Source organism: [Borrelia] turdi, assembly GCF_008828755.2.
In the GTDB taxonomy this organism is placed as follows: Bacteria; Spirochaetota; Spirochaetia; order Borreliales; family Borreliaceae; genus Borreliella; species Borreliella turdi.
Window position 1 is genome coordinate 561,854 of the sequence record NZ_QBLM01000001.1, and the last position, 14,544, is coordinate 576,397.

Here is a 14,544-nt window from a genome sequence, read left to right on the forward strand (position 1 = left end):
GCAATTTTATTCCTTGTAGAAAGCTGTATATGCTAAGTAAGCATTGTATAAGTCAAATTTGGAAGTTATTTCCATTGGAGAATGCATGCTTATAACAGCAGGTCCCATGTCTATTGTTCTTATTCCATAGCTAGCTAAGAATTTAGCAACAGTTCCCCCTCCGCCTTCTTCTACTTTTCCAAGCGTTGCTACTTGCCAGGCTATATTGTTTTTATTTAATAATTGTCTAATATAAGAAACAAGCTCGGCGTCAGCATCGCTAGCCATACTTTTTCCACCATGTCCTGTATATTTCATTATGGGTATGCCATAGCCAAGTTGAGGAGCATTTTGTTCGTCATGAACTGAGCTAAATAGTGGGTTTATTGCTGCACAAACATCAGCAGAAATGCTTTTTGAATTCCATAAAGCTTTTTGTACATGAAGGTTATTATATTCTGATTTTTTAATTTTAAAAATCATGTCAGAAACAAAATATTCAAGATATCTTGAGTCTAGTCCAGTTGAACCTGTTGAGCCAATTTCTTCTTTATCTACAAGAAAGCAAATAGCTGTTTTATTTGGAACCTCTTCAAGATCAAATATGGATTCTAGCGAAGTGTAGGCGCATATTTTGTCATCTTGTCCGTAAGCACCAATTAAAGCTTTGTCAAGTCCAATGTCTTTTGCTGTTCCTGCAGGTACTATTTCAATTTCTGATGATACGAAATCTTCTTCTTCTATTTTGTATTGTTCTTTTATTAGTTGCAGAGTTGCCATTTTGACTTTATCTTTTTCTTTTGTTTCAATTGGTAGGCTTCCAATTAAAATTTTTAGATTTTCTCCCTCAATAATTTCATCTGATTTTCTATTTCTTTGTATTTTTCTATCAAGATGAGGTAAAATGTCGGGAATTATAAATACAGGATCGTTTTCATTGTCGCCAATATTGATTTCAACCTTTTCTCCATTTTTTAAGAATACTACGCCTCTTATTGAAAGGGGTGTAGATAACCATTGGTACTTTTTTATTCCCCCATAATAGTTGGTTTTAAGAAATGCAAGGTTGTTTTCTTCAGAGATTGGCGAAGGTTTTGCATCAAGCCTTGGTGAATCCGTATGAGAAACAATTAAATTCATTCCATTTTCAATGGGATTTTTGCCAATAATAGCAAAAGCAACAGATTTTTCTCTACAGGTATAAAAAATTTTATCGCCTGGCATTAAATTTTTTTTCTCTTCAGCGTTAAGAAATCCCCTTCTTTTTGCTTTATCTAGAGCATAGGATATAACTTCTCTTTCTGTTTTAAATTTACTTATAAATTTTTTGTAACTTTCAGAAAAATTGAAAATTTGATTTTTTTCTTCTTCGCTTAAAGATAGCCATGGATTTTGTTTTTTCATTAATAAGTCCTCCTGTTTAATTTTAGCATTTTAATTGTTTTTAAAGTGTATACAAAATAAATTATTTATTGTAAACTTACCTTTAATTTTAATATTATTAATTAATTAATTATAAGGGAGAATTTTTATGGATAAAAATGGTTTTTTAAAAAACTGTTTAATGGGGTTTTTATTATTTTTAATAATTGCGTGTACTTCAAAAGATACCTCAAATGAATATGTTGAAGAGCAAGAAATGGATAGCTCTTCTAAGCTTGATGATACTTCTAAAATAGATGAACATACTATTGGTCATGTTTTTCATGCTATGGGAGTAGTTCATTCAAAAAATGATCGAAAAAGTTTGGGGAAAAATATAAAGGTTTTTTATTTTTCTGAAAAAGATGGCTACTTTGAAACAATACCTTCAAAAGAGAACGCAAAGTTAATAGTTTATTTTTATGATAATATTTATGCAGGAGAAGCCCCAATTAGTATTTCTGGAAAAGAAGCGTTTATTTTTGTTGGGATTGACTCCGATTTTAAAAAGATTATAAATAGTAATTTGCATGGTGCTAAAAGTGATCTTATTAGTACTTTTAGAGATCTTAATATTAAAAATTTAAAATTAGAAATTACAGTTGATAAGAATAATTCAGATGCTAAGACTTTTTTTGAATCTATTAATTATATTATCAGCGGTGTTGAGAAAGTTTCACCTATGATGATGAATTAATTTATATTTTTGATTTTTTAGGCTTTAATTTTAAATTAAAGCCTATTTTGAAATCAAATCCCCAAGTCCTTTTATTAAAATTTCTGCTGTTTTTATGTTGGTTGCAAGTGGTATTTTATGTACATCGCAAAGCCTAATAAGAGCTGACACATCTGGTTCGTGAGGCTGACTTGTTAGAGGATCTCTAAAAAAGAATATGGCCAAGACATTCCCTTCAGCTATTTCAGCTCCAATTTGTTGATCTCCGCCCATAGGGCCCGATTTATATTTAATAACCGTAAGATCAGTAGCTTGTTGAATTCTAGACCCTGTTGTTCCTGTTGTAATAAGCTTGAATTTGGATAAAAAGAGATGGTTTTGTTTGACAAAATTTACCAAATCATCCTTTTTTTTATCATGTGCAATTAATGCTATTTTTTTTTCCATTAATTTTATTCCTTTTCCAATGTAAAATATTTTTTTTGAAATTTAATAAAATTTAGTCATGAATATATTTTTATATTTTACTGTTTTTAGAATTTATATTGGTTCTGGTTTGTGCCATAAAAATCCTTGTCCATAGTCTATTTCTAGTTCATTTATTTTTTTTAATATTTCTTCATTATATACAAATTCGGCAATAATTTTTATATTTTTTGTATCTGCTATTTTTTTAATTGATTCTATTATTACAAAATCTATTTCACTAGAGTTTATTGCTTTTATAAAAGATCCATCTATTTTAAGTAAGTCTATTGGTAGTGTTTTAATATATGAGAGTGATGTATGCCCGCTTCCAAAATCATCAAGTGCTAGTTTGATTCCAAAACTTTTTAATTCCTGAAAATATTTATTTATTATCTCAAAATTTTCAAGAATTCCAGTTTCTGTTATTTCTAGGCATATATTTTGAAGTGGGATTTTACTTTTTAATAAAGTATCTCTTAAAAATATTCGAAAGTTTTGAGATTTTAGCGAATAAGGAGATATGTTAATTGAGAAAACGTGTATCCCATTTTTTGATACAAAACTTTTATATTCCCTTAAAGCTTTTTTAACCACTAATTGATCAACTTCAACAGTTAAATTATATTTGTCTATTAAGCTAAAAATTTGATCGTTTGGAATTGGTTTTCCCATATGATCAAAAAGTCTTGTCAAGATTTCTATTTTGGGCTTTAAGTTCTTTTTAAGAGGATTTATTTTTTGATAATAAAGAGTAAAAAAATCATTTTTTATTGCTTTGAGTATATATTGAAAGATTTTGTTTTGATTTTTTAAAATTACCGCTTCTGGTAGCTCTTCTTTGTATATAATAGGATCAGATTCTTTGTATTCTGATGATATTTTTGTAGCCATCATTAATTTAGGGATTTTGAATTCTAAGTTTTCTCTTAAATTTACTTCTATTATTCCAATATTGAATTCGAATATAATAATATCTTCTTTTTTTAATGCTAGCGTAATTGTTTTTTTGATTTTTTTAGCAATTGCGATTATTTTTTTTTCATCGCCACTTGTACATATGATTACTATTAAATTGTTGTTTTTTAGCTTGAAAATATATTCAGAGTATAATGACATTATTTTTGAATACATTATTTTAAGTATTTTTATATTAAGTTTTTCTCTATTCTCTTTATATTTATATTCTGTTGTTAGAGATAGGTCTAAATTAAGCAAATATGTTCTTTTTTTTTTGTAAATATCTATATGGTTTACTAGTAATTTTTCAATTTCTTTGAAAGTTTGAATCTCGTCTTGTGAATCAACAATTTCTAGGTATTTATAGTTTTCTATGTTATTGGGGCTTGGTATTTCTTTTATTGTTATTAATTTGTCAATATTGTTTTGATCGATTATGCTAATAAATACATCTACATGTAGTTTTTTATTATTTTTTAAAGTTAAAAGACAATCAGTTATTAATATATTTTTAAATTCAGGAATAGAATTTGTATGCCAACTTAAATCTATTTTTTTTAACTTTTCCCAATCTCTAATATCTATGTCAGTTACTTTGATTATATTTCCAGAGGTTTTCATTGGAAGATTAAGATTTTTACTACCTTTTTCATTGATATAAATAATTTCATTTTCGGTATTTGTAATGATTACTATTTCTTTAATGAGTTCTGATAAATTTAAAAAGAAATCCAGAGCTGTGTTTTTATTGTCGCAAAATAGTTTTTTTTGGTGTATTAAACTTTGTTTATATTCTAATTCACTTATATCTTTTATTATTTCTATGTGATTAAGTTTTAAATATTCCTTATCAAATTTTTCATTGCTAATTATAATAGAGTGAATTTTGTTTGTTTTTTTTAATTCATTTGCAATATTTATTGAAAAATCTATTGGTTTTTCATAATTATAAATAATAGCGAATTTAATATTATTTTGTTTTACATATTCACTGTATAAAGCTTTTTCAGATTTTACGATTTGGATTAAGTTAAAAATAGATTTAAGTTTTATAAGATCTTTAACATCAATTTCTTTTTTAGAAATTACAACAGAATTTATATTTTGATAATTATTAACCTCTTGCATTTTTTTGGCTTGCTCTTATTTTAATTTTTGTATGCCAGGTTATTATTATTTTTTATTTTTTTATCTGCTATTTTTTTAGTTACTATTATCCAGATTAAACCTAAGAGTATTAGTGCTAGTGATAGAATTTGTCCCATTGATATGTTTAAAAAAGAAAATTCGGACAGACTTTTGATTGGCTTGTAGTTTATTATAAATCCAAGTTCTTTGTCAGGTTCTCTTAAATATTCAATAAAGAATCTGAAAAAAGCATAAAGCATTATATATATACCAAAAATAAATCCATCATATTTCTTGATTTTTCTAAATAAAAACCATAGTAACATGAAAGTTACAGGTCCTTCGAAAAATCCTTCAATAAGCTGAGAAGGTATTCTTGGAAGGTTGATTACTAGGTCATGAGGCAGAATTTCAAGCCCTACGGATGATGCAAATTCTTTTACACCTGGTATATTTGTGTCAAATGGTTCTGCATTAGGGAATATTATTCCGCCTTTTATTACTCTTCCATAAAGTTCTGCATTTGCGAAATTAGCAAGTCTTCCAAGTATGTATCCAGAAGAAAAAGCTATTGATCCATAATCTGTTAGTTTTAGAAAATATTTTTTAACATTTGTGTTTTTAAGTTTTGTATTTATTGTGATTAGAGGAGCAATTATTGCGCCTAAAAAACCACCATGGATGGCCATACCTCTAAAACCTGTAAAATTCCAATTTTGATCGAATGGTAAAAGGATTAACCAAGGATGAGAATAATAAATCCCTGATTTGTCGTAAACCAAGGTAGATGCTAATCTGCCTCCCAAAATTGCTCCAAGTACAAGTGAGAACATAAATGTTTCAAAATCTTCTTTCTTAATATCAATTCTGTCTGATTGTATTTGATACCAAATAAACTTATAAGAGATTATTATTATAAAAATGTAAGATAGGCTATACCATGTAATTGGTATGCCTTGAATTACTTCAGGATGTAACCAACTTGGATAATTTATATAATTTGGCATTAGACCTCCTTAGCCTTTTTAAACTTTTCAAAAAGCTTTTTTTTAAATAACATATTTTGCTTTCTTAATGTTTCGATTTCTCTTTTCTGAGATTTTATTATATCAATAATTTCACTACTTTCTATTGTTTTGTTTTTTATTAGTGATTCAAGGTATTCAATTTTTTCAATATATTCTTCTTGAGCTTCTCTTAACACGAAATCGTAACTTTCATTTAAATCTTCTTCGTTTAAAAGCTCAGCATCATTTGTTAAATCTTCAATTTCGATCAATTTTTTGGCAATTTTTTTTATACTTTTAGAGGTTGAGCTTGTAGGTTTGTATATAGTGATAGGGATTTTGCTGTTTAAGGCTTGATCAACTATTTCATCTTTATAGATTGCTCCAATGCTTTGTAAATTTATGCTTAAATAGTTTTTTGCTGATTTTATTATTTTTTCAGTTTTTTCAATGTCATTGGGAGTTTTGAGCATATTAAATATCATAAAAGGGCTAATTGATTTAAACAATTTGTTAAATTTGGAGTAATTTTCAGGATCTTCGCTTTCTAGTTTTAACAGTAAATTAGGTATATACACCTTTTGAAGATCGATTGAGTTTTGTTTTATTGTTTTGAGAATTTCATTTCCTTTTGTTCCTCTTTTAAAGACGCTTGACAACAGTCTAAATATTATATTTTTAAGAAATAAATATGCATTCATTGTAGCTGTTACTGTTGGTGTTGTTACTATTACTCCTCTTTTTGACATTAAAAAAAAGTCGATAATATTAAAAGTTGTTCCTGCTCCCAGATCAATCACCAGGTAATCATATTTTAAAGCTTTTAAATTTTTTATTATAGTTTTTTTTTGAGAAGTGGCTATATTAGCAAGTTCTGGTATGTCAGAATCCCCCGCAATGAAGTTTAGATTTTTAATTCCAGATTTAATAATAATGTCTGAAAAATTAATCGTTGTTTTTAAAAATGTGCCGATACTTTTTTTGGGTATAATGTTTAGCATTGAATGCAAATTAGATGCTCCAAGGTCAAGATCAACAAGCAAAACACTTTTTCCTTCATTTGCTAGGCAAATTGCTATGTTTACCGAAAAAAGGGATTTGCCAACTCCCCCTTTACCACTAGCTACAGGAATAGTAATCAAGCTTTACTCCACTGTTTTTCTTTTTGCGTTAATTAGTGCTAAAATTATTACATTAAATACTAGATAAACTGCTGTAATCCCTAAAAGGATAGCCAGAGAGGTTTGATAGATGTACATTTTAAAAGTAAGTCCCAGAATAAATAATAATATTGTTAATATTATTTGGAATAATTTAGTTATTGCTATAATACTGTGAAGAATTTTAAATTTTTCGTAGATAAAATAATAGAGTGTTAAATTAGCCATGAAAAATTCAGGTGAGTATAAGATAAATGTGAGCATAAACTTTATGGAGTAATTATTAATAAAAATTAATCTATTAATAACTTGGTATAGTAAGGCTAGAACTAAAAGACTCTCGAGTATTTGCAATACAATAAGGCTTGCTCTTTTAAGGCTTTGTTTTTTTTTAGGATGTGAGTTTAACATAGTTTTAAAATATTATATTATGGAAATAAAATCAAGTTTTAATTTTTGCATTAGGAATGAATAAATGAAAAATAAATTTTTAATATGCGTGTATTTTTTGTTGACTCTAGGTATAAGCTCTTTAGTGATTGTTGAATCTATTTTTGCTGTTGATAAATCTAATAATAAGTTATCAAGATCTAGCTATGAGCAGATGATGATTCAAGCTTTTGAATTTGTAAAAGAAAATTATGTTGAACCTGTAAACGATGAGGTGATTTTTGAAGGTGCTTTAAAAGGGATATTTCAAGCTCTAGGCGATCCTTATTCTCAATATTTGACAAAAAAAGATTTAGAAGAAATTTCAAAAACAACAGTAGGAGATTATGTTGGTATTGGAATTTCTATAATAAAAAAAATGCATTCTCAAGATAAGCAAGATAAGATAAAAAATCTTGATCCTAATAGCGCTTGTGTTTCTATTGTTACACCTTTTGAGGGAGGTCCGGCTTATAAGGCTGGAATTAAATCTGGAGATTGTATTACTGCTGTTGATGGTAAGAGTGTTTCTTCTATGGAAGTAGATCAAGTTGTTGATCTTTTAAAAGGTAAAGAGGGCACAAAAGTTAAAGTATCTATTCTTAGGGGGAAAAATTTAAAATTGGATTTTGAACTTACAAGAGAAAAGATAGAAATTCAAACAATCAAGTATGATGTTATTAATTCAGATATTGGTTATATAAGAATAGTAAGCTTTAATCCACATACTTCTGTAGATTTTAGCAAAGCTTTAGACAATCTTAAGAATAGAAATATTAAATCTTTAATTTTGGATTTAAGACTTAATACCGGTGGATATTTTCAGGCAGCTATAAAAATGGCGGATGATATTTTACCTAAAGGAACTATTGTTTCCACAAAATCAAGAAATTCTAGCAAGCCTATTGATTATAAGGCAAGCGCAAAACAAGTTTTGCCTTCAGATATAAAAATTGTTGCTTTAATAGATAGATCGTCAGCATCAGCATCAGAGGTTTTTGTAGGTGCTTTGAAAGACCATAAAAGAGCCTATATTATAGGCGAAAAGTCTTACGGCAAGGGGGTTATTCAACATGTAGTTCCTTTTTATACTGGTGGATTTAAAATTACAAGCTCAAAGTATTATACTCCATCTGGAAAGAGTATTCATAAGGTTGGAATTGAACCTGATTTAGAAATAAAAACTCCAGATTTTTCTGAGGAAGAAGCAGCAATATATAAAGAAATTTTTGATAAAAAGCTAATAGAAGGCTTTTTGAAAGACAAAAAATCCATTACCGAACAAGAGATTGATTTTTTTGTTGAGAATCTTGTTAAAGAAAACCCAAAATATAAAATTGATAAAGAATTTTTGGGCAAGTATGTGTTTTTTAATTACTATCAAGATAATAATAAAGAATTGCCAATTTATAATCTACATTATGACAAGGCTTTAAAAGCAGCTTGTGAGTATTTATCTAAATTAGGCAATTAAATTGTGAAGCAAATTGTTTTGGATGCAAATTGTTTAGTAGGTGATTTTATTATTGTTAAAGATATGAGCGTATACCATTATCTTATTAATGTAAGACGACTTAAAAAAGGTGACAAGCTGAACATTCTTTTAAAAGATAAGGAATTAAGAATGTCAGAAATAGTAAAAATTGGTAGTAATTTTATTAGGTTTGCTACTAATAAAATAGACAAAATTGAAAAAAATGATTTTGAGATAAGTATTTTTATTTCTAGTTTAAAGGGTAGAAAAATAGATTCGGTGTTAAGGCAGGTTGTTGAAATTGGAGTTTCAGAAATTAATATTATTAATGCAGATCATTCTGTGTCCAAAATAGATATAAGAAATACATCTGCCAAATTTTTAAGATTTTCAAAAATAATAGATGAGGCTTTAAAGCAAAGTGGTAATAAAATTGTTCCTAAAATTAATTTTTATAATAATTTTTTTTATTTACCTTATTCTTTAACTACTAGATATTATGTTGCTCATCAGAGTGGAATGCTTTTAAGCAAGAATGAACGTTTTGATAATTTTAGCAAAATTGGGATTATAATAGGTCCTGAAGGATGCTTTTCGAAGTCAGAAATAGCCTTTTTCAAGGAAAAAGGCTTTAATTTTGTAAGATTTAATACTTCGGTTTTAAGAGCGGATACGGCTATTATTTATTCACTTGCTTATTTTAAGGCATTATTAGGGGATTTTAATGGCTAATTTAAAAGACATATATTCAAAACCAGATAGATTTTATTTTTTAGGTGTACCTATAGATGTTTTTGATAGTCGTAGTAAGCTTATAAGCAGATTTGCTTATCTTTCAGGGCATCCTTATCATTCAATAGTAATTTTTATCGGGCTTAAAGCTTTCCTAAAGGTTTTGATTTTTAAAAAGTTTAGAAATCACATTAAAAATTCTTCTCTTGTTTTTTTAAATTCTAAGATTGTAAGATTTTTTTGTAGGATTTTTAAAAGAGTTAATATTGACTGTTATGATTCAAATACAGTTCTTCTCATTTTAATGGGAATACTAGAAAATGCCCATAAAACATGTTATATTATAGACAAGGATAAAGTAATTTCAAAGAAAAAATTTTTAAGATTGAAAGAATCTCATAAAGAAATTAGTTTTATTGGGTATTATGATTTAAAAGCTGTAAAGAGAAATAAAGAAATGTTTTTTGCAAATATCAATAAGCTTACTCCTAGTGTAATAATAAGTTTTTGTAATGATAGATATCTTGAAAATTTATTTTATGAAAATAAATCTAGTATTAGAACCAATTTAAGTGTTTTTTTATGATCCTTTAAATTTTAACTATCTATATTTTATGAGGTAAGTATGGCATTTTTGCTAAATCAATCAGTAGTTTATCCAATGCATGGAGTAGGTACGATTAAGGATATTAGAACTAAAGAGTTTAATGGTGAGATTATTGATTATTATGAAATACATTTTCCATTTAGTGATATGATTTTTATGGTTCCTGTTTCTAAAGTTGATGATTTTGGAATTAGAGCTTTGGTTAGCAGGGAAAAGGTAGAAGAAGTCTTTGATGTTATTAAAGACTTCGAAGGTCAAATAGATTCAAAAAAAATAAAAGATGGCGGTCATGAATTTTATAAAAAAAGCGATATTTTGGATACAGCAAAGTTGTATAAATTTTTATATAAAAAATCTACTCAAAAAGAACTTCCCTTTTACGAAAAAAGGATTTTGAATGATTTTGAGTTAATACTAGAGCACGAGATCAGCTTAGCTTTGCAAATTAGCTTTGAAGAAGCTAAGAAGAAGATTAAAAATATTTTGGTCGATAGCAAAAAGGCTTAAGGTTTCTCAATTTTTGAGGGGGAGGATTTGCTGTGTTTGATTCTTTAAGATTGATCTTTTTAATAATTTATAGATTTATTTTAATATTTTGCCTTTTTTCTTTAATGTTTATCTGTACCTTTTATTTAAGATATAAGTTTTTGTATTTCAATTTTTCTATTTTTAGTTATAGCCTTTATTACAATGCCTATATTTATTCTTTCCCTTTGTCGCTTGTTGTTACTTTTATGCGGATGTCTTATCCTTTTTATGGAATGGTTTTAAAGCCGCCCAGAGAAACTTTTTATTTTTATTTTATTATCTTTATTCTGATTTTATTCTTTTCTTATTTGGGATTTTTGGTTAGCTATAGTTTTCATTCTTACTATATTAATGGCAATAGAAATAATAATTTTATCCTTAAAGACGAGGTTGTACATTTTTTAAATGGTAAAATAATATTTTCTAGCAATAGTCCTAATGTTTATGGTTTTAATGGAGCTTTAATCGTTTCAGGGGATGACAAAAAGGATAAAAGTTTTTCTTACCAACCAAATCTTTTTAATTCTAGCAATATTGATTTTATTGGGAATAATTTTTTAGAGCAAAAGATTTTTAATAATTTTGTTGATTTTATTTTTAGAGATTTGAAAATTTTGAATAATTTTTTATTCTCACTCAATTATTTAAATTTAATTTTTAATATATTAGGAATTTCTTTGTTGTTATTTGCGTTTTTTTATGTTTTTAATCTTATTTTTTCAAATAGCTTTGCAATATTTCTTTATCCTATTTTTATTATACTTTTTTTAAAAATTTATAATGTCTATTCGATTGAGTTTCCCAAGATTTATAATGTAATAATAGGAAAGAGCATTATATCTGATTTTATTCCTTTTGTTTTTTGTGCTTTAACCTTTTTTTCTACTTATTTATTTGGCTTTGTTTCAGAATATATTAAAATCAGCAAAGATTTAGATGATAATTTATATAATGGTAGTTAATTCTTAAAGTTTATGAAAAGAGAAATATATGCATTTTTGAGCAACTTTATTATTTTTTTGTGTTTTTTTATAGGTTTAATCTTTAGTTATTCTTATTTTTTTGGAGAAAATTTTTTAGAAAAGCATAGGTTGATAGCAGCTTTTTTTGATTCTATTTTGCTTTTTTACAAGTATTTTTATGGATTTTTTATTTTTATTATTTGTATTTACTTTGCTTTTTTTGTTCAACAAGAAATAAAGAGTTATTTAAAATCATATAATGGGTATTTATTTTCTAAACTTTATGCATTTTTACTATTATTTTTTATTATAGGGGTTTTTTTTACTTTTATATTTAATTTAATATTGCCTTATATAATTGCTCAGAGAAATGAGTATAAGTTTAGTTACGATAGATATAATCTTCTTGAAAGTGAAGCAAATGAAATATCTCTTAAAATTAAAAATATAGATATAGGTTTGTCTTCAAATAGATTTTTTTTATCTTCTGATTTATCAGATTCAATGAAACAAAAGAGAAAACATCTTGAAAATTTGATTAGAATATATGATAAAATGCGAATTATTTATGTAAATAATGAAGAACTTTTAACAAATTATTATTTAGTGAAATCTGAATATAGTAAAATTCCAAGTTATGACGTTGATTTGGAAAAGGTTAAAAAAACTTTTTCAAGATATCCTTTGCAAAGCCTTAAAAAACAAGATTTTTTTAATATTGTCAATGAATTTATTTCTCAAAATGATTATTATACGGCTAATTACTTTGCTTATATTGCTTATATTGCAACAAAAGACGATAATTTTGTTGCGCTTTTAGATTTGACTTTAAAGTTTATTAATGAAAATAGAAATTTTGAAAAAGAAAAAATGCAGCTAATCTCTGAAGAAAAGCAAAAAAATTTTTTGTATCTTAATACCGAGAAATTTAAATTAGCTTATTACGGGTTTTTAAATCTTCATAAACTATTGCCTAGTGATAATGAAATTTTGAATTATAAAAATAAATCACTTGAAAAGCTCAGAAAAAGATATCTTTTTTTTGATGAGATTGAAAAATATTTTGAATATTACGGAATAAACAATGTATTTTTATTGCAGCCAGATTCTAATAGAGGCTTTTATGATTATATTTATATGCAAAAAGTTGTTACCCTTAATAATCATTCTAAAATAATAAAAAATTTTGAGCTTATTAGATTTAATAAGACAGGAAATGTTATATTGCATATTAAAATTCCATTTGCTACCTTGAGAGGTAATTTTGTATATCAAAATGTTTTAGACAAAGATAATGAGCAGAGTGAAATTACTCTTACTAAAGTATTTGTGTCTATGGATAGTTTTGATACAAATGTTTTAGAGGTTGTCAAGATTAATGAAAATGTAGAAAATTTAGCTTTATTTTCAAATTTTACTGAGGTTGGATTTTTTTTAAGAATTCAAAGTTTGTCAAGCGCTTTTCATAGGGTTGCTATATTAAATTTGAAATTAATTAATATTTTTTCTTTAAGTTTGGTTTTACTAATTTCTCCGATTTTGCTAGTTTTAATGGGAATGTTTTTTATTTCTTTGTTTTCTAAAATAGAATTTAATTTCAATTCCAAGGTTATGATTTTCCTAATCTCACTAATGATAGCTATTTTTTCAGGGATTACTTGTCTTTTTCTAAATTATTTTTTAATTGTTTTTACCTCCCTTATTATATATGTTTTTAATAGTGTTTACATATCTTTGGCTATTCTTTCTACGTTATTGTTTTTTCTTATTTTTAAAATAATTATTGTAAATTATAGGGAAAGGCATATTTAATATCTATTTTTTTTTAGATTCTTAATTCTAGAAAAAAACCATTCATTTATTAGTAAATTTTCTTTTTCAATTGTTTTTTTGCTTAATGCATAAGAATAATTATTGATTTGAGTTTCATCAATAATAAAAGGAGATATCCCATCAATTGAGTGTTTTATTTTTAAATTTAATTCTTTGTAGGGAGTAAAACCATTAGCAAATCCAAAACATATATTTGATTGGGATTGATTGCTAAATCCGATTAGTTTTTTTTGAGTTTTTTTATCTAAAATCCATCGGATAAACTTTTTAGTTAGAATAGACGTTTCTAAAATACCAATAAAATTTGGGCTTGATATAACAATTTCATTGTTGTTGTTGATTAAATATGAAAATTTTATTTGTGCTTTCTCTTGTTCGCTTAAGCTATTGTAGAAGGTTAGATCACTCAATCCTGTTATTAAAAGAGATTTTTTATTAAGCAATATTTTGTTTAGTTTAAGGTAGCCGTATTTATTAAAGAAATCTTTTTGTAACTCTATTTGTTTTGTATTTAAAAATGATGAGAAATATTCTAGCATTTCTAGAATTTTATTTTCATTGTAATTTAATTTATTCTTTTCAAAAGAAAATCTTGCATCGTTTATTTCAGAAATCACATAAAATAAATTTTCAGAAACATAGGGCGATATAAAAAATTTTCCATCTTTAATGAAATTTTCGTATTCTTCTTTTAAATATTTAGTGTTTATGTATTTTTTAATTTGGTATGTATTTTTATAGATTAAAATGGGAATGTCAAAGCTTAATGGAATAATTTTGTAGTTAAATTGTTTGAAAATATATTTTAAAACAGGATAATCTGGATTATAGTTGATTTTTATAGATTTAAAATGATTGGCAATATTTGTATTGCCAATGTTTTTAGAAATAATTATTTGTGCATTTTCTTTTTCTATTGTTTGTGGATCAATATTATTTCTAAACTTAATTATAAAATTGAGTTTATTTTCGATATTAAATTGATTTATATAAAATGGTATTGCTTTATTGTCAGTTAGTACAACTATATTCTTATTTTTTGAACAGCTGAGGTTAATCAGTAAAATTGCTATTAGTATTAAATTTTTTGTTCTCATAAAATTATTCAAGTTTTTTATTTTATTTTACAATAAATTATGTATAATTTTTATAGTTAATTATTGGCTTCTATGTTTAACTGCA

Annotated in this window: 14 protein-coding genes; 7 read left to right on the forward strand and 7 right to left on the reverse strand. The window is 25.9% G+C overall.

Annotation, left to right across the window (positions count from 1 at the left end; all coding sequences use genetic code 11):
- Positions 1-6: 6 nt before the first annotated feature.
- On the reverse strand, positions 7-1,383 hold the full coding sequence (locus DB318_RS02620) for an aminopeptidase (protein ID WP_151074250.1): 1,377 nt from the start codon (positions 1,381-1,383) through the stop codon (positions 7-9).
- 127 nt (positions 1,384-1,510) lie between these two features.
- Here DB318_RS02620 and p22 point away from each other — a divergent pair, with 127 nt between their 5' ends.
- A complete protein-coding gene (gene p22 / locus DB318_RS02625) occupies positions 1,511-2,098 on the forward strand; it encodes a lipoprotein P22 (protein ID WP_151074251.1) in 588 nt (195 codons plus the stop codon).
- 42 nt (positions 2,099-2,140) lie between these two features.
- Here p22 and mgsA read toward each other — a convergent pair whose 3' ends face one another.
- From mgsA to DB318_RS06170, 5 genes are all read right to left on the reverse strand, one after another.
- Positions 2,141-2,524 carry a methylglyoxal synthase gene (mgsA, locus tag DB318_RS02630; RefSeq protein ID WP_151060026.1) on the reverse strand — a complete coding sequence of 128 codons (384 nt, stop codon included), beginning with the start codon at positions 2,522-2,524 and terminating at the stop codon, positions 2,141-2,143.
- Positions 2,525-2,617: 93 nt separating this feature from the next.
- On the reverse strand, positions 2,618-4,630 hold the full coding sequence (locus DB318_RS02635) for an EAL domain-containing protein (RefSeq protein WP_151074252.1): 2,013 nt from the start codon (positions 4,628-4,630) through the stop codon (positions 2,618-2,620).
- A gap of 20 nt (positions 4,631-4,650) precedes the next feature.
- A complete protein-coding gene (gene lgt / locus DB318_RS02640; protein ID WP_151074253.1) occupies positions 4,651-5,637 on the reverse strand; it encodes a prolipoprotein diacylglyceryl transferase in 987 nt (328 codons plus the stop codon).
- Positions 5,637-6,779, reverse strand: coding sequence for a MinD/ParA family protein (locus DB318_RS02645; RefSeq protein ID WP_151074254.1), 1,143 nt, complete (start codon positions 6,777-6,779; stop codon positions 5,637-5,639). The genes lgt and DB318_RS02645 overlap by 1 nt, the downstream gene beginning before the upstream one ends.
- 3 nt (positions 6,780-6,782) lie before the next feature.
- Positions 6,783-7,208 carry a hypothetical protein gene (locus DB318_RS06170; RefSeq protein WP_151060022.1) on the reverse strand — a complete coding sequence of 142 codons (426 nt, stop codon included), beginning with the start codon at positions 7,206-7,208 and terminating at the stop codon, positions 6,783-6,785.
- 64 nt (positions 7,209-7,272) lie between these two features.
- Here DB318_RS06170 and DB318_RS02650 point away from each other — a divergent pair, with 64 nt between their 5' ends.
- The 6 genes from DB318_RS02650 to DB318_RS02675 are packed head-to-tail and all read left to right on the forward strand — an operon-like array spanning position 7,273 to position 13,341.
- Positions 7,273-8,700, forward strand: coding sequence for a S41 family peptidase (locus DB318_RS02650; RefSeq protein WP_151060021.1), 1,428 nt, complete (start codon positions 7,273-7,275; stop codon positions 8,698-8,700).
- Positions 8,701-8,703: 3 nt separating this feature from the next.
- Complete coding sequence (locus DB318_RS02655; RefSeq protein WP_151060020.1) at positions 8,704-9,432, forward strand: 16S rRNA (uracil(1498)-N(3))-methyltransferase; 729 nt, start codon at positions 8,704-8,706, stop codon at positions 9,430-9,432.
- Entirely contained in the window at positions 9,425-10,018 is a 594-nt protein-coding gene (locus DB318_RS02660; RefSeq protein ID WP_151060019.1) for a hypothetical protein, read from the forward strand. Before DB318_RS02655 ends, DB318_RS02660 begins: the two co-directional genes overlap by 8 nt.
- Positions 10,019-10,057: 39 nt before the next feature.
- Entirely contained in the window at positions 10,058-10,546 is a 489-nt protein-coding gene (locus DB318_RS02665) for a CarD family transcriptional regulator (protein WP_151060018.1), read from the forward strand.
- A 32-nt stretch (positions 10,547-10,578) separates the two neighbouring features.
- Positions 10,579-11,529, forward strand: a complete 951-nt coding sequence (locus DB318_RS02670) for a hypothetical protein (protein WP_172964865.1) — start codon at positions 10,579-10,581, stop codon at positions 11,527-11,529.
- 12 nt (positions 11,530-11,541) lie between these two features.
- Positions 11,542-13,341: a hypothetical protein gene (locus DB318_RS02675; RefSeq protein WP_151074256.1), complete on the forward strand. Its 1,800-nt coding sequence runs from the start codon at positions 11,542-11,544 to the stop codon at positions 13,339-13,341.
- Here DB318_RS02675 and DB318_RS02680 read toward each other — a convergent pair.
- Positions 13,338-14,471 (reverse strand): hypothetical protein, encoded by a 1,134-nt coding sequence (locus tag DB318_RS02680; protein WP_151073485.1) that lies wholly within the window; start codon positions 14,469-14,471, stop codon positions 13,338-13,340. The two genes, DB318_RS02675 and DB318_RS02680, sit on opposite strands and share 4 nt — an antisense overlap.
- Positions 14,472-14,544: the final 73 nt, after the last annotated feature.

Coding starts and splice junctions, on each gene's coding strand:
- DB318_RS02660 (WP_151060019.1), top strand. CDS start 9,425: ATGGCTAATTTAAAAGACATATATTCAAAACCAGATAGATTTTATTTT.
- DB318_RS02620 (WP_151074250.1), bottom strand. CDS start 1,383: ATGAAAAAACAAAATCCATGGCTATCTTTAAGCGAAGAAGAAAAAAAT.
- DB318_RS06170 (WP_151060022.1), bottom strand. CDS start 7,208: ATGTTAAACTCACATCCTAAAAAAAAACAAAGCCTTAAAAGAGCAAGC.
- DB318_RS02650 (WP_151060021.1), top strand. CDS start 7,273: ATGAAAAATAAATTTTTAATATGCGTGTATTTTTTGTTGACTCTAGGT.
- DB318_RS02665 (WP_151060018.1), top strand. CDS start 10,058: ATGGCATTTTTGCTAAATCAATCAGTAGTTTATCCAATGCATGGAGTA.
- p22 (WP_151074251.1), top strand. CDS start 1,511: ATGGATAAAAATGGTTTTTTAAAAAACTGTTTAATGGGGTTTTTATTA.
- DB318_RS02675 (WP_151074256.1), top strand. CDS start 11,542: ATGAAAAGAGAAATATATGCATTTTTGAGCAACTTTATTATTTTTTTG.
- lgt (WP_151074253.1), bottom strand. CDS start 5,637: ATGCCAAATTATATAAATTATCCAAGTTGGTTACATCCTGAAGTAATT.
- mgsA (WP_151060026.1), bottom strand. CDS start 2,524: ATGGAAAAAAAAATAGCATTAATTGCACATGATAAAAAAAAGGATGAT.
- DB318_RS02635 (WP_151074252.1), bottom strand. CDS start 4,630: ATGCAAGAGGTTAATAATTATCAAAATATAAATTCTGTTGTAATTTCT.